The organism is Bradyrhizobium sp. KBS0727, assembly GCF_005937885.2.
In the GTDB taxonomy this organism is placed as follows: domain Bacteria; phylum Pseudomonadota; class Alphaproteobacteria; order Rhizobiales; family Xanthobacteraceae; genus Bradyrhizobium.
The window spans coordinates 3,786,903-3,808,417 of record NZ_CP042176.1; the positions used below are offsets into that span (position 1 = coordinate 3,786,903).

The following is a 21,515-nucleotide window of genomic DNA, read 5'->3' on the forward strand; positions in this document are numbered from 1 at the left end:
GATATTCGGGTTCCGGTTAGCTCAAATCGGCGCGAATAAAATTCTCACGAGAATCCCGGCCGGAGAATTTCCAGCTGAAAACCTGTTCCGGCGAAGCGTCGGCATCACTTTTTTTCCCGCCGGCTTGAATCCGGGCGCAACCGATATTCCATATGCAGCCCATGCAGCGTTGGAGGTCGACCATGCGCGAACTATCGGCGGAAGCCCGCCTGCACCTATATGCGCGCTCGCTGTCCCGGCGGACGGGAGCCGGGTTCCATACCGCGGCGCTCTATGGCGCGCTCGCGATCATAGCGGCCGTCGTTTTCGGCACGCTGTCGGTTCACCCATTCTAGGAATTAACCAGCCGTCTTAAACGGCGCGACCGCAATCCCGGCAGTCTTCAAGGCTTGACGGACCCCGCGCGCGATTTCGACCGCGCCCGGCGTGTCGCCGTGGATGCAGACCGTATCGGTGCGCATCTTGATGACCTTGCCCGTGACCGAGACCACCGCACCGTCCTGCACCATCCGCACTACCCGCTCGGCGATCTCTTTGGCGTCGTGCAGCACGGCGCCGGGCTTTTTGCGCGAGACCAGCGAGCCATTGTCCTCATAGGCGCGGTCGGCGAATACCTCATGCACCATCGGCAGATTGGCCGCTTCGCCCGCGGTCACCAGCTTTGAATTGGCCAGCACCACGAAGATGAGGTTGGGATCGACCGCCTTGATGGCGTTGGCGATGGCCCTTGCCGTCATGTCGTCCTCGCAGGCGACGTTGGAAATCGCGCCATGCGCCTTGACGTGCGTCACCTTGTGGCCGGCGGCGGTTGCAATCGCCTGCAAGGCGCCGATCTGGTAGGCGATCAGGTTTTCGATCTCCGACGACTTCAACCCTGGCATCGGCCGACGGCCAAAACCGTGCAGATCGCGATATCCAGGATGGGCGCCGACGCTGACGCCGCGCGCCTTCGCGAGTTCGACCGTGTGGCGCATGATGTCGGCATCGCCGGCATGAAAACCGCAGGCGACGTTGACCGATGTCGCGAGTTCGATCATGGCGGCATCATTGCCCATTTCCCACGGGCCAAAGCTTTCGCCGAGATCGCAATTGAGGTCGATGGTTGTCATGATGTTGGTCCGCTTCTACTCTGTGGATCTTGTGGGCGGTTAGTCCGGCCCCGATGGGTCGGCCTGCGGCGCGACCTGCCAGGTCACGGCATCGACCGCGCTGACGGCCTGGCCTGCGACATTGGCATCGTGCAGCGCGTCGAGGTTGAGATCAACGCTTTCGAGCGCGCGCAACCGCTCGGGCAGGGAGCGCAGCAGCTCGGCAAACCTACGCGCCTCGGCCTGCGCCTCGGCCATGCTGACCGCCTGGAAACGAAACGGCCGCCCGGCCGGGGTCTGCGCAAACCGGCCGAAATCGGCTGATATCACGGTCGCGATCTTGGGATAGCCGCCGCTGGTGCCGCGGTCCGGCATCAGCACGATCGGCTGGCCATTGCCGGGCACCTGCAGGCTGCCGTTCACGGTGCCGTCGGAGACGATGTTGTGGCCGTGCAGATGCGCAAGCGCGGGGCCTTCGAGCCGGTAACCCATGCGGTCACTGGTCGCCGATACCTTCCACTCGCTGTCGACAAACAGCTTCTTGGTGTCGTCGGCGAATTCGTCGTCCTGCGGTCCCCACACCACCCGGATCGGCGCGTCCGATGCCGGCGGCAGGTCGATCCGCCGCTCCGTCGCGCCGCTGGCCGCCTTGGTCTGCAATTCGTCTCCGGCCTGCAGGGGACGGGGATAGGGACTGCCGAGGCCGGCCCGGGCGTTGACGGCAAGACTGCCGAACATCGGCTCGCCGGCAATACTGCCTTCGATGGCGAGATAGCTGAACGAACCGCTGCGGGCAAAGCCGAGCGTCAGTGTCTCGCCGTCGGCCAGCGTCGCGGAAGTATCCGGTGCAACCGGGCGCCCGGCGATATCGGCATTCCGTGATGCGCCGGCGAGTGCGATCCGAACCGCACCGCCGCGCGCCGTGAACGTCGCCCCGAACGGGCCGATTTCGACGCATGCGGCAAAGGGGTCGTTTCCGACCAGCGTATTCGCCGTCGCCAGCGCCAGGCGATCCATCGCACCGCTTGGCACCAGGCCATAGCGCTGCGAGCCGGGACGTCCGCCGTCCTGGATCGAACTTGCCGGGCCAATCGATGCGATGACGAGTTTGCTCATGAGGCCAGCAACTCGGCAATGAACTCGCCGGCTTCAGCGGCGCGATCCTGCTCCGCGAAGGTTTTTGCATCGACGGCCGCAAAGGTTATTTGGTCGCCCGGCTCCAAAAGAAAGATCGGATCGCGGTGGAGCTGATAGGTGCGGACCGCCGTCCGTCCGAGCAGATGCCAGCCGCTCGGGCCGGCGAGGCACTGCACGCCGGTTTGCACGCCGCCGATCGAAATCGTGCCGGCCGGTGTCAGCAGCCGCGGGTTCTGACGCCGCGGCAGATGCAGGAAATCCGCAAGCCCGCTGAGATAGGACCAGCCCGGCGTAAAGCCGATCATGGCGACGCGATAATCGCCGGCCGTGTGCCGTGCCACGATATCCTCGGGTGTGGTGTCGAGGGTCTTGGCAACGTCCTCGAGGTCGATGCCATGCTCGCCGCCATAAACGACGGGAATACGCCAGCGCCGGGCCGGCATTGTCTCCGGAACAGGCCGCTGAGCGAGCGCCAACAGCTTCTCGCCGAGATCGTCGAAACCGACCTGCAGGGGATCGTAATGCACCAGCAGCGAACGGTAGGTCGGCACGGCCTCGGTCACGCCGGCGATCGGCTCGGCCGCCAGCGCGCGGTCGAGCGCCAGCACCCGCCGGTTGGCGGCATCGTCGATGTTGCGGCTGAATTCCACCGTGATGGCGCTGTCGCCACTGGGCAAAAGGCGGGGCGGGGATAGCGGCGCGGCCATGGCCTCGGAATGCCTCATAGCTTCTGGGCGAGAGCTAATCTGTAGCGTGTTTGGTGGCGAAGTGGAATTCGCTTCGTGCGAAATCAGCCTGCAAGTTCAATAAATTAATCTGCATCGCGCTGATAAGATGTTGTGATCGCGCATATCCGGTCAGCCCTTGACGCGATGCCCGCGCCCCGCAAGATGCGGGAGCTTTCAATTCCCTCCCGGAGCCTGCATTCCAGATGTCCCTGTCCCCCGAAGCCGTCGCAACCCTGTCCCGTGTCTCCACCGGCACCATCACCACCGTTCTGCTCAAGAAGGGCCTGCGGAACGTCTGGATGCGCGGCGCTAAACCGCTGCGTCCGGGATTGCCGCGGCTGGTCGGACCGGCCTTTACGCTGCGCTTTGTCCCCGCGCGCGAAGACCTCGCCACGCCTGAATCCTGGTCGTCACCGATTTCGACCCGCACCGCGATTGAAGCGATGCCGGCAGGCTGCATCTGTGTCACCGACGCCATGGGCATCACCGATGCCGGCATTTTCGGCGATATTCTCTGCGCCCGCATGGTCAAGCGCGGGGTGGCCGCGCTGATCACCGATGGCGTGGTTCGCGACGTCGAAGGCGTGCTCGGCACCAACCTGCCGGTCTGGTGCGACGGCTTTGCCGCGCCGCCGTCGGTCGCCGGGCTGACCTTCGTCGGCTGGGGTGAGCCGATCGGCTGCGGCGGTGTTGCGGTATTTCCCAACGACATCGTGGTCGCCGACCAGGACGGCGCGGTGCTGATCCCGCAGGCACTGCTCGACCACGTGCTGGCCGAGGGGCCGGAGCAGGAACGGATGGAGGCCTGGATCGTCAACGAAGTGAATAACGGCGCGGCGTTGCCGGGCCTTTATCCGATGAACGCCGAGACCAAGGCGCGCTACGCCGCCAGCAAGAAATAACACCAACAAGGAGAGGTAACCCCCCATGGACTTTCATCCCGCGGGCTCCCGGCCGACGCGCACCGCACCGCCTGAATATTTCACCGGCACCGTGCTGCAGGACCCGATTATCGCGACCGCATCCCCGGCACGGCTGGTCGCGAATTCCGTTTCCTTCGAGCCCGGCGCACGCACCGCATGGCACTCGCATCCGCTCGGTCAGGCGCTCTATGTGCTGGCAGGGCTTGGCCGAATACAAACCAAGGGCGGACCGATCCGGGAAATCCGCCCCGGCGACGTGATCTGGATTCCGCCGGGCGAGAAACACTGGCATGGCGCTTCGCCGACCAATGGCATGACCCACCTCGCGATGCAGGAAGCGCTCGACGGCAACACCGCGACCTGGATGGAAAAGGTCACGGACGCGGAGTATTCCGCCAAGGTCGGCTAGCTAGATCCGCTCGGCGATCCAGGTACCCGCGCACAGAACCGGCAAGCGCCCAACAAAATGCCCCGCCGACCGGGCGAGGCTTTTGTTGCCTGTGCGATGGCGGGTTTGTCAGTTGACGCGGGTCCAGGTCTGGCCGCCGCAGAACACGCCGCCGAAGGCGCAACCCTGGACGCGCAGGCTGTCGGAGCCTTTCAACGCGATGGTCGAATCATAGGTGCTGCCGGTGTTCGGATCGAGGATCCGGCCGCTCCATTTGGCGTCCTTAGCGGGCTTCATGTTGATCAGAACCTGTTCGCCGTTCTGGTTGGATTTCTTGTCGACCGAATAGCCGCAGAGATTGGCGCCGCATTGCTCGATCCTGACCTTGCCTTCCTTCTCTTCCGTCAGCCACAGGCCAAGCGGCGAGTTCGCGGCCTGAACCGCTGCCGGGGCCGGGGCGGGTGCCGTGGGCGGCACGGCGGCGACGAGTGGTGCGGGCGCATCAGCGGGCTTGGCTACCGGAACTGCTTCTTGCTGAACCGGCGGGGCAGGCGGGGCGGGCGGTGATGTCGTCACGGTATCCGCGGGCGTGGCGGCTGCCGTTGCGGTCGATGGTTCAGTCGTTGAGGCCGTAGCAGGCGCTACCGGTGCAGGGGCCGCGGGAACGGGAGCCGTCGCTGCGGGCGCCGCGGCCTGCTCGGATGGAGCCGGCGCCGCAGCGTCGGGCGCGGATTGCTGCGAGTCGGTCTTGGCCTGTTGAGGTGACTTGCGCGAACGGTCGGTGTCCTCGTTGCGCGAACGCTTGGCCTTGCGGCCGCTATTGTCGTAAACGCCGGGAATCGAGACGGTTCCGCGATCGGGATCGACGCGAATGGTGCGGCCGCCATATTCGAAGGTGTACTGGGCTTGCGCCGCGGTGCTTGCGAGCAACAGGGCGGCGATAGCCAGAAGCTTCTTCATAACGACCTCCTGAACGGGGAATTCCAATCCCCGAAGCTACGCATTTGCAGCCTCACGCAACGTGATCCAGATCACTTTCAAATGATGAGTCGTATCCTAGCGGCTTTGGTTCAAAGATGGTCCGGCCAGTCTAATTTGCGGCCGATAAGCGGTCAATTTTCTGCGAAAACCGATCTGGTTGCGGATCAATCGAACCAGGCGGCGTAGATTTTTCGATAGCTGCCGTCCTCGGTGGCGATATGCAGCCATTGATCGACGAACGCCTTGAGCGCGACATCGCGTTGCAGCCAGTAGGCCTTCTCGGCGAAGTCGAACGGCTTTTCCGGATGCACCGCGCAGAGCACGCCGGCGTGTTGCTTCTGCTGGTAGCGGGTCTCGGCAGCGTCCGTCATCATCAGGTCGGCATTGCCCTTGGCGATTTCGTCAAAGATGGTGACGTTGTCGTTCCAGGTTTTGATCTCGGCGTTCTTGATATTGGCCTTGGCAAAGCGCTCGTTGGTACCGCCGGGATTGACGATCACGCGCGTACCGGCCTTGTCGATATCGGCGATGGTTTCAAATTTGCCCTTGTCGGCGCAGCGGGCGATCGGAGTCTTGCCCTCGCGCATGATCGGCGTGGAGAACATTCCCTTTTTCTGCCGGTCGAGCGTGATCGAGACGCCGCCCATCGCGACGTCGAAATTGTCGGCCTCGAAATCCTTCATCATCTGCGGCCAAGCGGTCTGGACGAACTCGACCCTGACGCCGAGCGCCTTGCCAAGCGCCTCGGCCATGTCGACGTCGAAACCGCGGAATTTGGCGGTCGCCTTGTCGAAATAGGTGAACGGCAGATAGTCGCCGGTCATGCCGACACGCAACGTTCCGCGCTTGATGATGTCGTCGAGGCGCGAGGAGGCCGCTGGCTGCTGGGCTGACGCGGATACCGTCCACAGAACAACCATGACGCTGGCCAGCATTCGAAACATCACGACTTCTCCCCGAGCGATTTCTATTGCACTTTGGTGCGATGGCGATGGATTTAGACCAGATGCCCGCGCGGGGCCAGCCGGAGAAATCGAAATCGTGACCATCTCGCTCTACGACGCCTCGGTCGGCGTCTTCGTGCCCTTTCTCGGCAACCTGTCCGCGCTTCTCGACCACGCCGCGGCGGATGCGAAGGCCCGCAACATCGATCCCGCGGTGCTGCTCAACATGCGGCTCTATCCCAACATGTACAGCCTGAAGCAGCAGGTGGCCGAGGCCAATCGTCATGCGGTCGTTGCCGGCGCGCTGCTTGCCGGCAGCACCCCTTACACATTCGGGGATGCCGAGCCCGACATCGCCGAGCTCAAGTCGCGGATAGCGGCGGCGATCGATTTTGTGCAGGGCTTGCCGCGCGCGACGGTCGATGCCGCGGGCGACAAAGAGGTCGTTTTCACCTTCAAGAGCGGTGCGATGCGAACATTTACCGGGAAGTCACTGCTGCTGACGTTCAGCGTGCCGCAGTTCTTCTTTCACATCACGACGGCCTACGACATCCTGCGTCACGCCGGCGTCGAACTCGCCAAGAAGGATTTTCTCGGGCCGCCACGTTAGGCGAAAACGTCGGAGGAGGACTATGCCTCGCCGCTGTCCTTGCGCACCAGATTGGCGGCGGCGCCGCGCCCGCTCATCTCGCTCTTCAACTGCTCGAAGCGGCGGTGCGCTTCGGCCTCGCGGTCATGAACCATCTGGACTGCGGCATCCCGGCTCATCGGGCCGCTGACGACGGGATTTGAATTCTCGCCGATGGTCTCATCTACATAGTATTCGCCGTTGTCGGCACGGACCGTCCACCTGAAGCGGAGCGCAGCCATCGGACCGGGCCCGACCCTGGAGTAGCCATGAGCCTCGATGGGCGCATGGATATCGACAGGCGCGTGGGGCTGGATCGGGGCTTGTGCCTCCACGGAGGTAGGCAGCGGAGGAGGGCTGACCGGCCTTTCGTCAACCGCCGGCCGAACCGGCTCGCGATGGATATCCGGCTGATCGAGAATGCTGGCAATCGCCGCCAGCGCGTTGTCGGTCGGGTCGCTGTGGCTCACAATTTAGCCTCCGGATCGAACTCCGTCTGCGGAATCGGTGTCCCCGCTGCCGCCCGGATTGCTGTCCTCACTTCCGAATAAGGCTGAGTTTTGTCCGTGCCTAGCGTTTTCGAGCCCGACGTCAAGCAGATACCGGCGGCAATTTGCCCCGCCAGGGCCGCGCCTGCTCCAGTTGGCCCGCAATCCGGAACAAAACGCCCTCATCGCCGAGTTTGGCCGAAAACATCATGCCGAGCGGCAAGCCGGCCTTGTTCCATGCCAGCGGCACCGACATGGCTGGTTGGCCGGACATGTTGAACATCGCGGTCGCGGGCATGTAGCGGCGCAGGATCGGCGCGATATGCGACAAATCGCTCGACATCGTGTCGAGCTCACCGATCCGTAGCGGCGGCGAGCACAGCGTGGGACACAGGAAAAGGTCGCAGGTCTCGAAGAAGGTCGCCAGCGCGCGCGAAATCTGGAAAGCCGCGAGCTGGGCGGCGACATAATCGGTCGCGGTGGTCTTCTGGGCGTTGTGGGCGCTGGCCAGCGTCAGGATCTCGAGATCGCTATCGGTCATCTCGCGGCCGATTTTCTGCTCGATCAGCCGCACCGTCAGCGCGGTGTTGCCGCCCACGATCGTTGCCATGACGGCTGCCGGGTCGGCGGCAAGTTCGGGGGCCCGTTCCTCGACATGATGGCCGAGCCCGGCCAGCAGGCCGGCGATTTCGCGTACCGCCGCAGCAATCTCCGGATCGATGGCGTCGCCATAAGGCGACCGGTCGGTGAACGCAATGCGAAGCTTGCCGGGGTCACGGCCGACCTCCTGCGAAAACGGCCGCTCCGGGGCCGGCGCGACATAGGGGCTCGACGGTTCGGGCCCATGGATCGCGTCCATCATCACGGCGCTGTCGCGCACGCTGATGCTGACGACATGGCCGCAGGAATACCCGCCCCAGCCTTCGCCGCGGTCGGGACCGAGCGGATTGCGCGCCCGGGTCGGTTTCAGGCCGAACACGCCGGAGGCCGAAGCCGGGATCCGGATCGAGCCGCCGCCGTCGCTGGCATGCGCGACGGGAAGAATCCGGGCGGCAACCGCCGCCGCCGCACCGCCGGACGATCCGCCGGAAGAGTGCGCGAGATTCCAGGGATTGCGGGTCGGCCCGTGAAGGCGGGATTCCGTCGTCGGCATCAGGCCGAATTCTGGGCTGGCGCTCTTTCCGAAGATCGAGACACCGGTATCGAGGAAACGTTGCGCCAGCGTGCCGGTGTGGTCGGCGACGAAATCCTTCAGGATCGTCGCGCCCGATGTCGTGCGGGTCCCCTCCAGCAGATCGAGGTCCTTCAGGAGGAACGGCACACCGGTGAAAGGACCGTCCGGAAGACCGCGATCGATCTGGCGCTCGGCATGGTCGTAGTGCTTGACCACGACCGCGTTGATTTGCGGGTCGACCTTTGCCGTACGGGCAATCGCCTCGTCGAGCAGTTCACGCGGCGTGACCTGCTTCTTCCGCACCAGTTCGGCCAAACCGACCGCGTCGTAATTGCCGTATTCCTTGAAGGCCATATGCGTCACCTCGTTGAGGGTCGATCGACGATCCGCCCGTCAGTCCGGAATCATTGGGTCATCGTTTCAGGCTTCTCAGCCGAGGACGTCCTGGTTGATCACATTCTGGCGCAGGGGTTCGCCGTCCAGGACGCTCAGGATATTGCGCGCGGTCTGCTCGCTCATGCGATCGACGGCTTCTCGCGTCACGCCGGCGACGTGTGGCGCCATGATGACGTTGGGAAGTGCGAACAGTTTGTGCCCGGCCGGCGGCGGTTCCTGCTCGAACACATCAAGGCCGGCACCGGCTAGCCTGCCGGACACCAGCGCGTCATGCAGCGCCGCCTCGTCGACGATGCCGCCGCGCGCGGTATTGATCAGATAGGCGCTCGGCTTCATCAGCTTCAGCCGCGCGGCATTGAACATGCCGACGGTCTCGGGGTTCTTCGGGCAGTGGATGCTGACGAAATCGGCGCGCGGCAGCGCCGCGTCGAGGTCGGAAACCGGCTCGCAACCGGCGGCCTTGATGTCAGCAGCAGGCTTGTAGGGATCGAAAATCAGAACGTTCATTTCCATCGCCTGGCAGCGCTTGGCGGTTCGGGTGCCGATGCGGCCGAAGCCTACGATCAGCACCGTCTTGCCGAAGAGATCGTAGGGCAGCATCCCGAGCCGGCTCGGCCACTTGTCGTCCCGGACGATCGAATGCATTTCCACCGCACGCTTGGCCAGCGTCAGCATCATGAACAGCGCCTGCTCGGCGACTGACGGGGAATTCGCCGTACCCGCCACCATCAGCGGAACCTTGCGGCGGCTCAGCGCGGGGACGTCGACGGCATCAAAGCCGACACCGATCCGCGTCACCACCTGCATGTCCTTGGACGCCTCGAGCTCGGTCTCGCCAAAACGCGTGCCGCCGAGGGCAACGCCGTGAACCGGCGCGTGCTCTTTCAGCTTGGCTTCGAAATCCCTGGCGGAGATCATGTTGGGAAATTCGACGAGTTCGATGTCGTCCCGCGCGTGGAGCAATGCACGGCCCTGGTTTGACATCGATTCCGTGGCGAAGATTTTCTTCTTGTTGGTAGCCATTTCCTGCCCTTGGTGCTGTTTTTTTACGCCGTCAAAGGACGACGCCGGTCACCTCGTTTAGCAGGTGCATATTGTTGAGGTCCACTGCCAATCGGAGCGGGGCGCCATCCTGCGCCCCGGCGTTGGGATTGACCCGGCCGCAGACCTGCGCGCCCTCCATCGCGAAATAGATCAGCGTCTCCATCCCCATCGGCTCGGTGACGTCGAGCGCGGCGTCGAAGTTCTCGATGCCGGGCTCAGGATGCGCCTTGGCTTCGGTGATATGCTCGGGCCGGATGCCCAGCAGCAATTTGTCTGCGCGCGAAATATCCTTGTATCGCGCGGCGCGTGCCGGCGGTAGCGGGAAGGCGATACGGTCGGTCAGGCGAATCTGCAGCTTGCCGCCGACGTCCTCGAGCCGGCAGGGGATGAAATTCATGGCCGGCGAGCCGATGAAGCTTGCGACGAATTTCGTTGCCGGCTTGTGGTAGAGTTCATTCGGGGTCCCGATCTGCTCGATGCGACCGTGGTTCATCACCACGACTCTGTCAGCAAGCGTCATCGCCTCGACCTGGTCGTGGGTCACGTAGACCGTGGTGGTGCGGACCTTCTGGTGCACCTTCTTGATCTCGATCCGCATCTGGACGCGCAGCTTGGCGTCGAGGTTCGACAGCGGCTCGTCGAACAGAAACACCTTCGGGTTACGTACGATGGCCCGGCCCATGGCGACGCGCTGTCGCTGGCCGCCCGATAACTGCTTCGGCTTGCGGTCGACCAGTTCGACGATGTCGAGCATGCGCGCCGCCTCGTCGATCCGGCTCTTGATCTCGGCCTTCGGATAGCGCTTCAGCCGCAGTCCGAACGACATGTTTTCTGCGACGGTCATGTGCGGATAGAGCGCGTAGTTCTGGAACACCATCGCGATGTCGCGGTCCTTGGGCGGCACGTCGTTGACGACGTCGCCGCCGATCATGATGTCGCCATCGGAGATGTCCTCCAGGCCTGCGATCATCCGCAGCGTGGTCGACTTGCCGCAGCCTGACGGTCCCACCAGCACGACAAACTCATGGTCGGCGATGTCGAGATCGATGCCGCGCACCGCCTCGACGTCGTCATAACGCTTAACAACCTTACGCAACGTCACGTCAGCCATGAGTTCAACCCTTTGTCGCGCCGGCGGTCAGGCCGGCAATGTAGTAGTCCATCAGGAAGGCGTAGATGATCAGCGGCGGTGCTGCTCCGAGCAGAGCGCCGGTCATGATCTGGCCCCAGTTGAACACGTCGCCCTTGATCAGAGTGGTGATGATGCCGACCGGCAGCACCAACTGGTCGGTCGAGGTGGTGAACACCAGCGGATAAAGAAACTGCGCCCACGAGACGGTAAAGGCGAAGATGGTCGCGGCGATCAGGCCGGGCAGCGCCACCGGAATGAAGATCCGCGTCAGGGTCTGGAACCAGGAGGCTCCGTCGATGATGGCGGCTTCGTCAAGCTCCTTCGGAATCGAGGCAAAATAGCCGATCATGATCCAGGTGCAGAACGGCACCGTCAGCGTCGGGTAGATGAACAGCAGCACGTACCAGCGATTGATCAACTGGATGCCGGTCCATTCGCCGAACTGCGCAAACACCTTGAACAGGGGAATGAAAAGCAGGCTGTCCGGGATCAAATAGGTCAGGAACACGCCGGTCGCGAGCGTCGCCGAGCCCCAGAACCGCATTCGTGCCAGCGCGAACGCCGCCGGCACAGAGATCAGCATCGTGATCGTGACCACGAAGATCGAGACCATCGCGGAGTTCAGGAAAAATCGCAGGAACTGGTTCGACGTCAGCAGGCCGACGTAGTTTTCAAGGGTGGGATGAAAGACCCACCAAGGGTTGGTCGCCGCCGAAATCTCCGCGCTGCTCTTGAGCGAGGTAATCAGCATGTAGATCGGCGGCACCAGCGAGAAGATCGCAAACAGCGTTAGGAAGAAATACGACCAGCGCAGCGCCCATGTCCGGTCGCGACTCATGCTGCCATATTTGACGCTGCGTGTCGGGGCGGCCTTGTCGATTGCAACTGTACTCATCAGGACTCATTCCCGCGCTTGTTGACATCCCGCAGGATGAAGATCGCTGCGACCGCCAGGATTGGCACCATGAACAGCGAGACGCTGGCGCCGAGCGGAATATCGCTGCCTTCAATGCCGATCCTGAAGGCCCAGGTCGCGAAGATGTGGGTGTGATCCAGCGGGCCGCCGGTGGTCAGGATTCGCACGATGTCGAAATTGGCGAAGGTGACGATCAGCGAAAACAGCGTCGTGATCGCGATGATGTTGCGCATCATCGGCAGCGTTATGTACCAGATCCGCTGCCACCAGTTGGCGCCGTCGATGGCGGCGGCTTCATAGAGCTGGTCCGGCACCGACTTCAGCGAAGCCAGGTACATGATCATGAAGAACGGCGCGCCGTACCAGACGTTGACCAGGATGACGGAGAAGCGCGCCCAGTCGGCATCGCCGGTCCATGGGATCGGGCCGATGCCGAAAAACGACAGCGTATAGTTGAAGGCGCTGTAGGAGGGGTCGAACAGCCACAGCCAGGCCAATGTGCTCATCGCCGGCGGGATCACCCACGGCACCAGCAGCATGCCGCGCCATTTGCGCTGCCCTTTGGCGGGAATGTTGTGAACGAAGTGCGCGACGATGAATCCGATCAGCGCTTTGAAGATGACGGCAGAGATCGCGAAGATGCAGGACTGCTTGACGACCAGCCAGAACGTATCGCGCTTGAACAGGAACTCGAAATTGCCGAGGCCGATGAATCTCTGCATCGACTTGTTCAGCGTCGCCAGATGGATGGAATAGAACGCCGGATAGAGCACCAGGAGCGCGATGAGAACGATCAGCGGCAGCGTCATCAGGAAGGCGGCCGTCGATTTGCGTTTGAGCGCCTTTCGCAAACTCGAACGCTTGCGCGCCGGCTGCGTGGTGCCGACGCTGTTCGGCTGAAATGCGACATCAACCATGATGGATCTTCTCCGCGCGATTCATCTCAAAGGCTAAAGATAACGGCTCTTGAAGCGAGCTCTTGTCGTGAGCCGAGACTGGAACCGGCGATCAGAAAGCCGATTTCCGACGAGGCGGTCTGGCGGCGAATACGCCGCAGCGACCCGCCATCCGGCAGGCCGCCGCGGGATATCTCACATCCTAGCTCCGCATGAAGCCTTCGCACTCGCCTTCGGCCCAGGCGAGTGTCTTTTCCATTGCTTCGCCCTGGTAGTAGCGCAGGCACATCTTGGTCAGCGTCGCCTGGGCGTAGATCTGCTGTGCGATCTTGGGCGGCGCCGGCGACGCCGCGATCGACAGGATCTGATGCTTGTAGGGGTTCGGATAGTGATAGAGCGTGCCCTTCGGCGGCCCTTCCTCCTGCCAAACCTTCAACGTCGTCAGCTTCTCGTAGGCCGGCAGGTCGTAGCCGCCGCTCGCCGTCACCATCTTCTCGATCGCAGCCGGTTTCGATAGCTGCACCAGCAGGCTCTTCGCGGCTTCCTTGTTCTTGGAGAAGTTCCAGATGCTCCAGAAATAGGGCAGGTAGGGCGCAAAGCGGCCCTTCGGCCCGGCCGGGAAGCCGTGGGTCCAGCACTGTTCGGCAACTTGCGGCGCGTCACGCTTGGCAACCGCCCAGGCGCTCGGCGGATTCATGATCAGCGCGCCCCTGCCGGAGACGAGCCATTTATTGTTGGACGCGTCATCCCAAGCCGCGGCATCCGGCGGCAGGAAGGCGATCAGTTTCTTGTAGTACTCAAGCGCCTGGCGGACGGCGTCGGTCTTGACGGTGAGATTGCCCTTGGCGTCGACGAGTTGGGCGCCGTACGACAAGAAGATCGCGCCCGCGGTATCGACATTGTCGGTGGTCTCGCCGAGACCGATGCCGAACGGGAATCCTCCCTTGTGGCAGGCCTCGGCCGCTTTCAGGAACGTATCGAGCGTCCAATTGTCGGCCTTCGGTTCCGAACCGGCCGGGTACATGGCCTGCACGTCGATGCCGGCGTACTTCTTCATCAGGTCGATGCGCGAGCAGGGCCCCTTGATCTGGCTGCCGACGCAGGCGGGAACACCGAGCCACTTGCCGTCGAGCTGGCCAAGATACTTGGCCGTGCCGTTGACTTCGCCATTCTCGGCGATGATCGGCCCCATGATGTCGTTGACGGGCTCGAGCTGTTCTGAATTGGCGTGAGCCCACCAGGTCGGCATCGCGATGATATCGTGGCCGGACTTCGCCTGCCCTTCGGCCGCGATGGTCAGAAGGTTCTTGTTGCCCTGGCTCGGGATGTAGTCGATCGTCACCTCGACCTTGGCCTTTTCGGCCCACTCATTGACCAGATCGGTCGAGGCCTTGTTGGCGCCGGGCACCCAATGATCCCAGAAGCCGATCGCGAGCTTGCCGGCAGCGTGGGCGCCGCGAATGTAGGGCGCGGTGATCAATGCGGCGGAAGATAGCGCAGTAGCAGCAACAAATTGTCGGCGAGAAAGCTTCTTGCGTGACATGGCGTTTCCTCTTTGCTGAGCCAGATTGTGCTTCTTGTTTTTATTCTCCGTCAGTTGCCACGCCGGATGAGAACGACGTGCCAGCGGATATTTTGTAATGAGATCAGAGCAGAATTGTTTGCGTCTGTCGAGAAAACACGACGATCGCATGCATTGAACTAACGTTGTGTATGAATTCCCGGCATCACCGGCGTCGTTTCGACGCCGAGAGGATCGTCAATAATCGGATCGATCGTATTGCGCTGCACACTACGCGTTCCGATCTCGCCGCAACCGGATACGATTGTGCCACAGTCAATATGGCGCGTGTGTAACTCTTTCGCGCGGAAGGTATTTCCCTGTCGTGGACAGCGCACCGCGACGGTGGACGGGCTCGGGGCGAAAACGATAGTTTAGACATCGCAGGATTCACCTCCCCCTACACGCTGTCCTCGCCGATCGACCATGGAGCCTAAATAATGATCAGTCTTACTAAGCTTGCGCGTCCGTGGTCGCGGTTGCGTGTCGCACTTGGCGCCGTGGCTCTGCTTGCACTCGGTGCATCCGCAAGCGTGGACGCGCAGGTGGTCCAAGGGGTCGAGAAAGGGGCGCGAGAGGGTAACAAGGCGGCCGGCCCCGTCGGCGGCGTGCTGGGCGGCGCTATCGGCGGCGTCGTCGGCGTGGTGACTGGCGTCACCGGCGTCTTGACCGGCGGTTCGAAGGGCGGACAGGCCCCGGCAGCGAAAGAGGGCAAGCCGAGTGAGCCGCCCAAACAAGGCGACACCGCAAAGCAAGGCGACACCGCGAAGCCGGCAAAGGCTGCGAAGGGCACGAAGTCCGCAAAGCAGCAACAGCAAGCCGTCCTCACTCAGGATGGCGCGCCGACGCTGACCGCCGAACAGATCGTCATCAACAGCGACGCCAATATCGAGCGGATCAAGAAGGAATTGAACCTCACTCCCGAGCAGGAGAAGCATTGGGCAGGCTTCAACAGCGCAATGCACTATCTCGGGCACAACGGCGCCGATCGGCTGAACCTGCGTATCGCACGCGCCAAGCGCGACCCGCCCGACGATATCATCGAGCAGATGCGCAACGAAGCCCAGTTCCTCAACGACCGTGCCGTCGATCAGCGCAATGTGGCCGACGCGGCCGAGCCGCTGTTTGCAGCGCTGGACGACAAGCAAAAGGCGACGTTCATTCAGGAGATGGTCAATCTCAGCCACGAGCGCGGGCTGGACTGACGCCTGCTGGCCCAAGCCGGTTGCTTGACGCCAACCGGGATTTGGCCATGCGTCCAATGGTGCCCACGCGCTGGTCGATTTGAGCGCGCGCCGGACGAATAGCCGGGCACGCATGCCCTGGGGTAGGGTTGAAGGCGCGGCACCCGGCTATCCTGCCGCAGCGGCGCGGCCTTCCCAATCGTCATGCAATGATGTGGAAACCCTGACCAACTCGCGCCTTAGTGATGGCTGACTCGTGGCCTTGTCGGGAACCTGGTCGTTCGCGGCCGAGTGTTGCGCCGCCACATCACCCGGCGCACGGGCGCGATAACATTGCGAAAACGAATTCGGCCAGCGGGGGCTGTCCGAATTGAGGTCGAACGCCGGGCAGGACTGCGGCGTCACGCCCGACTTCTAAAGTCAGGGCTTGGGGAAATTCAATTCCACGCCGACACCGTCGGGATCGTAGAGAAAGAACTGCGTGTCGCCGGTCCGCGGCACGATGCTCTCGCGGAATTTCACGCCCTTGGCCTGCAGGCGCTTGCGCATGCCGTCGACGTCATCCGCCGCAAAGGCGATATGGTCGAGCCGCCCGGTGTCCTCGAATTTCTTCTCGGTCCCGCGCACCACGATGCCTTCGCGTGGCTTGCGCGTGCCCATCAGGTGCACCGTGGCGGTGCCACCCGAGTAGAGCCAGTAGCCGGGGAAGTCGAGCGGCGGCCGGTCACCGTTTTCCAGACCGAGCACGTCGCAATAGAAATCCTTGGTGCGCTCGAGGTCAGAGGGTTCGATGGTGTAGTGCTGTAGTCCGCCTAGTCCCATGGTTGTTCTCCTTATTTGTTGGACGCTGAGGGGGTCAAACGCAGATGGGTTTAAACGAAAGTGAGGTCGGTTTCGGCGCCCAGCATCCAGGCGCCGACGGTTTCAAAATGCCTGATCTGGCCCTGAAGCTGCTGAGTCACGGTGTGCATGTCACGGAAGCGGCGCTCGAGCGGATGATCCTCGAAGATCGCGGTGGCGCCGGCGGCGTTGTAGGCGAAATCGACCGCCTCGCGCGCCTTGTGAATGGCATTGGTTGAGGCCATCCGCATGTTGATGCGCTGTGCAACGGTGATGGTCCCGCCCGCGGTAAGATCTTTCCAAGTGTCGGCCATCGACTGCAGCACATAGCCGCGCGCCGCGCGGAGATTGACCTCCGCCTGGGCGAGATTGCACTGGACCACCGCGTTGTCGCGCAACAGGCCTTTGGCGCCGCGCGGCACCTTGTTGCGCATCGTTTCGACAAAGGTATCGAGCGCGCTCCGGGCGATGCCGCAGGCGACGCCGGCAAAGCCCACCTGGTAACAGGTGCCCGCGCCCATGCGGTAGAGCGGGCCGCTTTCACGGCACTCGCGGTCGAATTCGCGGGTCATCGAGTGATCGGACCGGACAAAATGGTCGTTCAGCGCGAACTGGTCGCTGGCGGTGCCGCGCAGGCCGACGGTGTTCCAGATGTCGGTCCATTCGACGTCCTCGGTGCGCACCAGCATGGTGCGCTCCAGCGGCGAGCCGTTGGCTTCGTATCTTGGCGAACCGTCGGCCGCATAGATCGGACAATGCGCGCCGAGCCAGGTCGCGTGACGGCCGCCGGAGGCAAACGCCCACACGCCGGTGACGCGATAGCCGCCCTCGCATTCGACCGCTTTCACCCTGGGGCCGGGCCCCCAGGCCAGCACCGCTCGGGGGTCGCCGAAGATGGCCTGCGCCACCGGTAGGTCGAGATAGGCCGCCGACATGGCGCAGCCGCCGGCCTGGCTCAGGCACCAGGCCGTGGAGGCATCGGCCTTGGCGATGGTTTCGATGACGTGGAAGAAGGTGACGGGATCGGTTTCGATCCCGCGGGACGAGCGCGGCAACAGCAGCCGGAACAGCTGCGCCTCGTGCAGCCTGTCCAGCAGCACCCGCGGCAGCCGGCGCGTCGTCTCGATGGCGTTCGAAGCCGCCGCGACGTGAGGACGCACGGCTTCGGCTAGGGCGATCACCGTCGGGTCGCCCGCAAGATCGGCAGTCGTTGCGATCGCTGTATCCAAGACTTGTGTATTCAAGACTAGGCCTGACGAACTTGAGCGGTCGAAAGATCGAGCCCATCGGCCAGTTCCTTGTCGATCTGCTCGATCGACTTGCCCCTGGTTTCAAAGCCGATGAAATAATACACGATGCCGGCCATCAGAAACCAGCAACCGAGATAGATAAAGGCCGTCGGAATCTGGGTCAGCGGCACGTCGGGTTTGAGGTAGTTGTTGGAGCCGACGATCAGGGCAAGCCCGACCGGGCCGATGATCTTGCCGATGCCGCCAAAACCATAGGCCGATCCCATGCCGGTGGTTCGAAGATGGGATGGCCAGACCTCGGCCGCGTAGGGCCCGACGATGGCAAAGCCGCCGTCGGCGAAGAAGAAGGCCACGGCCAGGATCAGCCAGAACGCCGACAGGCCGAACAGCGTCGTATCGTAATTGTATCCGGCGACGATGGTCAGGATGCCGGCGCCAAGGCCAAGCAGCCCGCCGGCCGTACGGCGCCCCAGGGCTTCGGAGAAATAGGAGAACGAGAGGCGGCCGATGAAACCGGAGACGCTGAGCAGGATCATCATCTTGGCGGCCTCCTGTGGCGACACCTTCAACAGCAAGACAAACAGCGACGGCGCCCACAGCGTGATGCCGTAGACGCCGGTCTGGGCGCCGGCATTGCCGAGCCACGAAACCAGCAGGCTGCGCGGATATTTGAACAGATCGAACCAGCTCGACTTGATGACCGGACCGGCATCGGCTGCCGTCGGCATCGGTAGCGCCGACGGTTCCATCTGCAAGGCCCAGGCGAGCGACTTGCGCGCGTCCTCGTATCGGCCCTGGCGGCACAGCCAGCGCGGCGACTCCGGAACCCAGAGACGCACGAGCAAGACAAGAAAGGCCGGCAACACGCCGATCGCGAACAGCAATCGCCATTCGCCGCTGCCGATCAGGGCGCCCATGACGGCGCCGAGGCCGACACCGAGCGGGATAACGCAGGTCACGAGGCCGCCGACCCAGCCACGCTTGGAGGAGGGCATGAATTCCTGCACCAGCGGCAGGTCCACGCAATACAGGCCGCCGACACCGGTTCCGACGAAGAAGCGCATGATCGCAAGATAGACCCAGCCGTTGTCCGGCGTGAAATAGAGCAGGCCGGTCGCGATCGAGAAATTCAGCACGGTCCCGATGAATACCACGCGGCGGCCGATACGATCGGCGAGCCAGCCCCAGACATAGGCGCCGATGATGGCGCCGATGCCGGAACTCATCAGCACGGTGGCCGATTGACCAAAGGTGAGCTTCCAGGGGCCGATCAGGAAGGCGAGCACGAAACCGATCAGGAAATAATCGAAGAATTCGAGCGCGTCGCCAATGATGGCCGCAGCAAGGATCTTGATCTGATTGCCGGTCAGACTCGTCCGGCGGTCGAGTATTTCGAACATGGCGTTCCCCCGGCGCCTGTTCATTTTTATATCTCAGCGGACGTCGCGCCTGCGCACCGCATGTGTTCAAAGGCTATCCTGCTACCGGCGCGATCGGCAAGCCTGTGCTGACGCGGGGCACATCTGCATGCGAACAATGGGGACCTCGTACTGCTCTGCACAAAAGCAATTGCGCAAGCCGCCTGAATCGGGTGCAACCATCCAGCCGGTGTTTCCGTGTTGCCGCCAGCCGGCAACTGCTGCAGCGCACGCGCGCCATTGTTTAATGTTTTGGCGATATCGTCATCGATTGAGCATCATCCGGGACCAGGCGGGATGGAAGAGAAACGAAGGCATCCGCGAACCGACACCGACGAGCCGGCCTTTGTGTCGTCAGGAGGCTCGGTGATGCGCTGCGTGGTGCGGAATGTTTCGCTCGAGGGGGCGGCGATCGACGTCGAAAACCCGGCCTTTGTTCCGCAACGCTTCCTTCTGGTGATGGCGAACGATTCGTCGATCGTTCATAAGTGCCAGATTGCCTGGATCCAGAAAAACCGGATCGGCCTGACTTTCATCGACGCGGAATGATCCTTCGGAGCCGTATTTCAGGGCGCGCGGGATCTCAGGGCGCCCGGACGCTCACTCGACCCGCAGGTTGGCGTCCCGCACCACCTTGCCCCATTTGTCCATCTCCAATCTGATGCGGGTGCCGAACTCATCCGGGGTATTCGCGACCGGCTTGAAGCCGAGTGCGGTGAGGCGTTCCTTTACATCCGGCTGGGAAACCGCTTTTGCGATCTCACGATAGAGCAGGTCGACGATCTCCTTCGGTGTTCCCGCCGGCGCGACGATGCCGGTCAGTGTGTCGGCGTCCTGGTCCTTGATGCCCTGTTCGGCGAAGGTCGGCACGTCGGGCATACCCGCGGCGCGTTCGGTGGCAGCAATGCCGAGCGCACGGAGTTGGCCGGCCTGTACCGCCGAGAGCGCCGGCGGCAGCGCGGTGAACGCAATCGGGGTGTGGCCGCCGACGGTCGCCTGGATCGCCGGCCCGGCGCCGGCAAACGGCACGTGCACGAGGTCGAGCTTGAACGCCAGCCGGAACAACTCGCCGCCGAGATGCGGCGTCGAGCCGACACCGGGACCGGCAAAGCTGTACTTGCCGGGATTGTCGCGAATGAGCTGCACCAGTTCGGGCAGCGTTTTGGCCGGTACCGATGGATTGACCACCACGACATTCGGCGAGACCGCGACCAGCGTCACCGGTACAAAGTCCTTGACAGCGTCGTACGGTACCTTGGCGTAGAGGCTGGGGTTGACGACGAAGCCGGTAGAGATCGCCATGATCGTGTAGCCGTCGGCGGGCGCGTGCGCGACCTGGCCGGCCGCGGTATTGCCGCCGGCGCCGCCGATATTCTCGACGACGAACTGGTGACCGAGACTGTCGGAAAGCTTCTGCGCCACGATCCGCGCAATGGCATCGGTCGGTCCGCCCGCTGTAAACCCGACCACGATGCGGACCGGCTTGTTGGGATAGCCCTGCGCCAACGTCGCCGCGACACCGGACGCCAGCCACACGGCTGCGAGCAATACGCGTAAGACGGCGCCCATGGCGTTCCCCCTGATGTGTTTGTTGTTGGCGCCATCATCGGCGAGGGCGCCGTGCCGGACAAGGGGGAAACCGCGCGGGCCCGGCCCTGGTTATTTCCGCAGCAGCGGCTTGAGCCGCTCTTCGAGCTCCTCAAATGACATCGAGCCCTGAAGCTTCACGCCGTTCAGGAAGAAGGTCGGCGTCGAAACGACCTTCAACTCGTGCAGCGCATATTGCTGGTCGGCGGCGAGCCTGTCGAGCTGAGCCTGATCCTTCGCGCAACCCTCGACTTCCTGTTCGCTCATGCCGTTCAGCTTGCCGACAAAGAACAGCGTGTCCTTTGTCTGCGCAACCAGCCGGTCCTGCAGCTTGAACAGGGTCTCGACTGCACCGAGGTATTTTTCGGAATCGTCCTTGGCGATGCAGCGTGCCAGCATCGAGGCCGCGGCCGCCTTGGGATCGAGCGGGAATTCGCGGAACACGAACCGCACCTTGCCGGTGTCGATAAATCTGGACCGGAGCATCGGAAAGACATTCTCGCCGAAGGCCGCGCAATGCGGGCAGCTCATCGAAGCGTATTCGGTGATGGTCACCGGCGCCTTGGCCGACCCGATGACGATGTCGGGCAGCGATACCGGCTTGGCGACGGCCGCGGCAATTGCGCTTTGCGCCATGGCCGAGCCGGTACAGGACGTGGCCGCGAAAGCGAGGAGAATGGCAACAACGGTGCGGCGGCGAACGGTCAACGGAGGCTCCGGACGACATTGGCGGGTCGATGCGTCCAACATTCCCCGCAGCAATAGTTTAGCTTCTTCGATGCGCGAAGGCAAAAACCAGGGGAAGGCAAAAC

Annotated in this window: 24 protein-coding genes; 6 read left to right on the forward strand and 18 right to left on the reverse strand. The window is 63.1% G+C overall.

What is annotated here, in order from left to right; genetic code table 11:
- Positions 1-16 precede the first annotated feature (16 nt).
- Positions 17-184 carry a hypothetical protein gene (locus FFI89_RS34380; RefSeq protein WP_168212919.1) on the reverse strand — a complete coding sequence of 56 codons (168 nt, stop codon included), beginning with the start codon at positions 182-184 and terminating at the stop codon, positions 17-19.
- Here FFI89_RS34380 and FFI89_RS17560 point away from each other — a divergent pair.
- Positions 183-335 (forward strand): hypothetical protein, encoded by a 153-nt coding sequence (locus FFI89_RS17560; protein WP_168212920.1) that lies wholly within the window; start codon positions 183-185, stop codon positions 333-335. The two genes, FFI89_RS34380 and FFI89_RS17560, sit on opposite strands and share 2 nt — an antisense overlap.
- Before the next feature lie 3 nt (positions 336-338).
- Here FFI89_RS17560 and FFI89_RS17565 read toward each other — a convergent pair whose 3' ends face one another.
- Genes FFI89_RS17565 through pxpB form a run of 3 tightly spaced genes read right to left on the reverse strand, consistent with a single transcriptional unit; the run spans position 339 to position 2,932 of the window.
- Complete coding sequence (locus FFI89_RS17565) at positions 339-1,109, reverse strand: LamB/YcsF family protein (protein WP_138838656.1); 771 nt, start codon at positions 1,107-1,109, stop codon at positions 339-341.
- A gap of 39 nt (positions 1,110-1,148) precedes the next feature.
- Complete coding sequence (locus FFI89_RS17570) at positions 1,149-2,204, reverse strand: biotin-dependent carboxyltransferase family protein (protein WP_138838658.1); 1,056 nt, start codon at positions 2,202-2,204, stop codon at positions 1,149-1,151.
- On the reverse strand, positions 2,201-2,932 hold the full coding sequence (gene pxpB / locus FFI89_RS17575; protein ID WP_138839359.1) for a 5-oxoprolinase subunit PxpB: 732 nt from the start codon (positions 2,930-2,932) through the stop codon (positions 2,201-2,203). The genes FFI89_RS17570 and pxpB overlap by 4 nt, the downstream gene beginning before the upstream one ends.
- A gap of 224 nt (positions 2,933-3,156) precedes the next feature.
- Between pxpB and FFI89_RS17580 the strand changes: the two genes are divergently transcribed.
- The gene (locus FFI89_RS17580; protein ID WP_138838660.1) at positions 3,157-3,855 is read left to right on the forward strand and encodes a ribonuclease activity regulator RraA; all 699 of its coding nucleotides are present in this window, start codon (positions 3,157-3,159) and stop codon (positions 3,853-3,855) included.
- Positions 3,856-3,880: 25 nt separating this feature from the next.
- Positions 3,881-4,285 (forward strand): cupin domain-containing protein, encoded by a 405-nt coding sequence (locus FFI89_RS17585; protein WP_138838662.1) that lies wholly within the window; start codon positions 3,881-3,883, stop codon positions 4,283-4,285.
- Between the two features lie 108 nt (positions 4,286-4,393).
- Here the strand turns inward: FFI89_RS17585 and FFI89_RS17590 are convergent, their stop codons facing one another.
- A complete protein-coding gene (locus FFI89_RS17590; RefSeq protein WP_138838664.1) occupies positions 4,394-5,224 on the reverse strand; it encodes a DUF2147 domain-containing protein in 831 nt (276 codons plus the stop codon).
- 185 nt (positions 5,225-5,409) lie between these two features.
- A complete protein-coding gene (locus tag FFI89_RS17595) occupies positions 5,410-6,180 on the reverse strand; it encodes a transporter substrate-binding domain-containing protein (protein WP_371722519.1) in 771 nt (256 codons plus the stop codon).
- 106 nt (positions 6,181-6,286) lie between these two features.
- Between FFI89_RS17595 and FFI89_RS17600 the strand changes: the two genes are divergently transcribed.
- Complete coding sequence (locus tag FFI89_RS17600; RefSeq protein ID WP_246669181.1) at positions 6,287-6,799, forward strand: DUF1993 family protein; 513 nt, start codon at positions 6,287-6,289, stop codon at positions 6,797-6,799.
- Between the two features lie 20 nt (positions 6,800-6,819).
- Here FFI89_RS17600 and FFI89_RS17605 read toward each other — a convergent pair whose 3' ends face one another.
- The 7 genes from FFI89_RS17605 to FFI89_RS17635 form a co-directional block, all read right to left on the reverse strand.
- On the reverse strand, positions 6,820-7,287 hold the full coding sequence (locus FFI89_RS17605; protein ID WP_138838670.1) for a hypothetical protein: 468 nt from the start codon (positions 7,285-7,287) through the stop codon (positions 6,820-6,822).
- 121 nt (positions 7,288-7,408) lie between these two features.
- Positions 7,409-8,833 carry an amidase gene (locus FFI89_RS17610; protein WP_138838672.1) on the reverse strand — a complete coding sequence of 475 codons (1,425 nt, stop codon included), beginning with the start codon at positions 8,831-8,833 and terminating at the stop codon, positions 7,409-7,411.
- 75 nt (positions 8,834-8,908) lie between these two features.
- Positions 8,909-9,898, reverse strand: coding sequence for a hydroxyacid dehydrogenase (locus FFI89_RS17615; RefSeq protein WP_138838685.1), 990 nt, complete (start codon positions 9,896-9,898; stop codon positions 8,909-8,911).
- Positions 9,899-9,929: 31 nt separating this feature from the next.
- Positions 9,930-11,030 (reverse strand): ABC transporter ATP-binding protein, encoded by a 1,101-nt coding sequence (locus FFI89_RS17620; protein WP_138838687.1) that lies wholly within the window; start codon positions 11,028-11,030, stop codon positions 9,930-9,932.
- A 4-nt stretch (positions 11,031-11,034) separates the two neighbouring features.
- Positions 11,035-11,946, reverse strand: coding sequence for a carbohydrate ABC transporter permease (locus tag FFI89_RS17625; RefSeq protein ID WP_138838689.1), 912 nt, complete (start codon positions 11,944-11,946; stop codon positions 11,035-11,037).
- Positions 11,946-12,884: a carbohydrate ABC transporter permease gene (locus FFI89_RS17630; RefSeq protein WP_138838692.1), complete on the reverse strand. Its 939-nt coding sequence runs from the start codon at positions 12,882-12,884 to the stop codon at positions 11,946-11,948. Before FFI89_RS17630 ends, FFI89_RS17625 begins: the two co-directional genes overlap by 1 nt.
- Positions 12,885-13,065: 181 nt before the next feature.
- Positions 13,066-14,406 carry an ABC transporter substrate-binding protein gene (locus FFI89_RS17635; RefSeq protein ID WP_138838694.1) on the reverse strand — a complete coding sequence of 447 codons (1,341 nt, stop codon included), beginning with the start codon at positions 14,404-14,406 and terminating at the stop codon, positions 13,066-13,068.
- Positions 14,407-14,864: 458 nt separating this feature from the next.
- Between FFI89_RS17635 and FFI89_RS17640 the strand changes: the two genes are divergently transcribed.
- The gene (locus tag FFI89_RS17640; protein ID WP_138838696.1) at positions 14,865-15,629 is read left to right on the forward strand and encodes a Spy/CpxP family protein refolding chaperone; all 765 of its coding nucleotides are present in this window, start codon (positions 14,865-14,867) and stop codon (positions 15,627-15,629) included.
- 399 nt (positions 15,630-16,028) lie between these two features.
- Here FFI89_RS17640 and FFI89_RS17645 read toward each other — a convergent pair whose 3' ends face one another.
- The 3 genes from FFI89_RS17645 to FFI89_RS17655 are packed head-to-tail and all read right to left on the reverse strand — an operon-like array spanning position 16,029 to position 19,098.
- The gene (locus FFI89_RS17645; RefSeq protein WP_138838698.1) at positions 16,029-16,430 is read right to left on the reverse strand and encodes a VOC family protein; all 402 of its coding nucleotides are present in this window, start codon (positions 16,428-16,430) and stop codon (positions 16,029-16,031) included.
- Positions 16,431-16,480: 50 nt separating this feature from the next.
- Entirely contained in the window at positions 16,481-17,677 is a 1,197-nt protein-coding gene (locus FFI89_RS17650; protein ID WP_138838701.1) for an acyl-CoA dehydrogenase family protein, read from the reverse strand.
- Positions 17,678-17,694: 17 nt separating this feature from the next.
- Positions 17,695-19,098, reverse strand: a complete 1,404-nt coding sequence (locus tag FFI89_RS17655; RefSeq protein ID WP_138838703.1) for an MFS transporter — start codon at positions 19,096-19,098, stop codon at positions 17,695-17,697.
- Positions 19,099-19,314: 216 nt separating this feature from the next.
- Here FFI89_RS17655 and FFI89_RS17660 point away from each other — a divergent pair, with 216 nt between their 5' ends.
- A complete protein-coding gene (locus tag FFI89_RS17660; RefSeq protein WP_246669182.1) occupies positions 19,315-19,665 on the forward strand; it encodes a PilZ domain-containing protein in 351 nt (116 codons plus the stop codon).
- 51 nt (positions 19,666-19,716) lie between these two features.
- On the opposite strand, the gene FFI89_RS17665 is transcribed toward FFI89_RS17660, so the two are convergent.
- Positions 19,717-20,685 carry a tripartite tricarboxylate transporter substrate binding protein gene (locus FFI89_RS17665; protein ID WP_138838705.1) on the reverse strand — a complete coding sequence of 323 codons (969 nt, stop codon included), beginning with the start codon at positions 20,683-20,685 and terminating at the stop codon, positions 19,717-19,719.
- Between the two features lie 90 nt (positions 20,686-20,775).
- Positions 20,776-21,411: a DsbA family protein gene (locus tag FFI89_RS17670; protein WP_371721289.1), complete on the reverse strand. Its 636-nt coding sequence runs from the start codon at positions 21,409-21,411 to the stop codon at positions 20,776-20,778.
- Positions 21,412-21,515 lie beyond the last annotated feature (104 nt).

Excerpts from the sequence above, each read along its gene's own strand:
- FFI89_RS34380 (WP_168212919.1), bottom strand. The coding sequence starts at position 184 with ATGGTCGACCTCCAACGCTGCATGGGCTGCATATGGAATATCGGTTGC.
- FFI89_RS17585 (WP_138838662.1), top strand. The coding sequence starts at position 3,881 with ATGGACTTTCATCCCGCGGGCTCCCGGCCGACGCGCACCGCACCGCCT.
- FFI89_RS17625 (WP_138838689.1), bottom strand. The coding sequence starts at position 11,946 with ATGAGTACAGTTGCAATCGACAAGGCCGCCCCGACACGCAGCGTCAAA.
- FFI89_RS17570 (WP_138838658.1), bottom strand. The coding sequence starts at position 2,204 with ATGAGCAAACTCGTCATCGCATCGATTGGCCCGGCAAGTTCGATCCAG.
- FFI89_RS17630 (WP_138838692.1), bottom strand. The coding sequence starts at position 12,884 with ATGGTTGATGTCGCATTTCAGCCGAACAGCGTCGGCACCACGCAGCCG.
- FFI89_RS17635 (WP_138838694.1), bottom strand. The coding sequence starts at position 14,406 with ATGTCACGCAAGAAGCTTTCTCGCCGACAATTTGTTGCTGCTACTGCG.
- FFI89_RS17595 (WP_371722519.1), bottom strand. The coding sequence starts at position 6,180 with ATGCTGGCCAGCGTCATGGTTGTTCTGTGGACGGTATCCGCGTCAGCC.
- FFI89_RS17565 (WP_138838656.1), bottom strand. The coding sequence starts at position 1,109 with ATGACAACCATCGACCTCAATTGCGATCTCGGCGAAAGCTTTGGCCCG.
- FFI89_RS17645 (WP_138838698.1), bottom strand. The coding sequence starts at position 16,430 with ATGGGACTAGGCGGACTACAGCACTACACCATCGAACCCTCTGACCTC.
- FFI89_RS17560 (WP_168212920.1), top strand. The coding sequence starts at position 183 with ATGCGCGAACTATCGGCGGAAGCCCGCCTGCACCTATATGCGCGCTCG.
- FFI89_RS17655 (WP_138838703.1), bottom strand. The coding sequence starts at position 19,098 with ATGTTCGAAATACTCGACCGCCGGACGAGTCTGACCGGCAATCAGATC.
- FFI89_RS17580 (WP_138838660.1), top strand. The coding sequence starts at position 3,157 with ATGTCCCTGTCCCCCGAAGCCGTCGCAACCCTGTCCCGTGTCTCCACC.
- FFI89_RS17620 (WP_138838687.1), bottom strand. The coding sequence starts at position 11,030 with ATGGCTGACGTGACGTTGCGTAAGGTTGTTAAGCGTTATGACGACGTC.
- pxpB (WP_138839359.1), bottom strand. The coding sequence starts at position 2,932 with ATGGCCGCGCCGCTATCCCCGCCCCGCCTTTTGCCCAGTGGCGACAGC.
- FFI89_RS17615 (WP_138838685.1), bottom strand. The coding sequence starts at position 9,898 with ATGGCTACCAACAAGAAGAAAATCTTCGCCACGGAATCGATGTCAAAC.
- FFI89_RS17640 (WP_138838696.1), top strand. The coding sequence starts at position 14,865 with ATGATCAGTCTTACTAAGCTTGCGCGTCCGTGGTCGCGGTTGCGTGTC.
- FFI89_RS17610 (WP_138838672.1), bottom strand. The coding sequence starts at position 8,833 with ATGGCCTTCAAGGAATACGGCAATTACGACGCGGTCGGTTTGGCCGAA.
- FFI89_RS17665 (WP_138838705.1), bottom strand. The coding sequence starts at position 20,685 with ATGGGCGCCGTCTTACGCGTATTGCTCGCAGCCGTGTGGCTGGCGTCC.
- FFI89_RS17590 (WP_138838664.1), bottom strand. The coding sequence starts at position 5,224 with ATGAAGAAGCTTCTGGCTATCGCCGCCCTGTTGCTCGCAAGCACCGCG.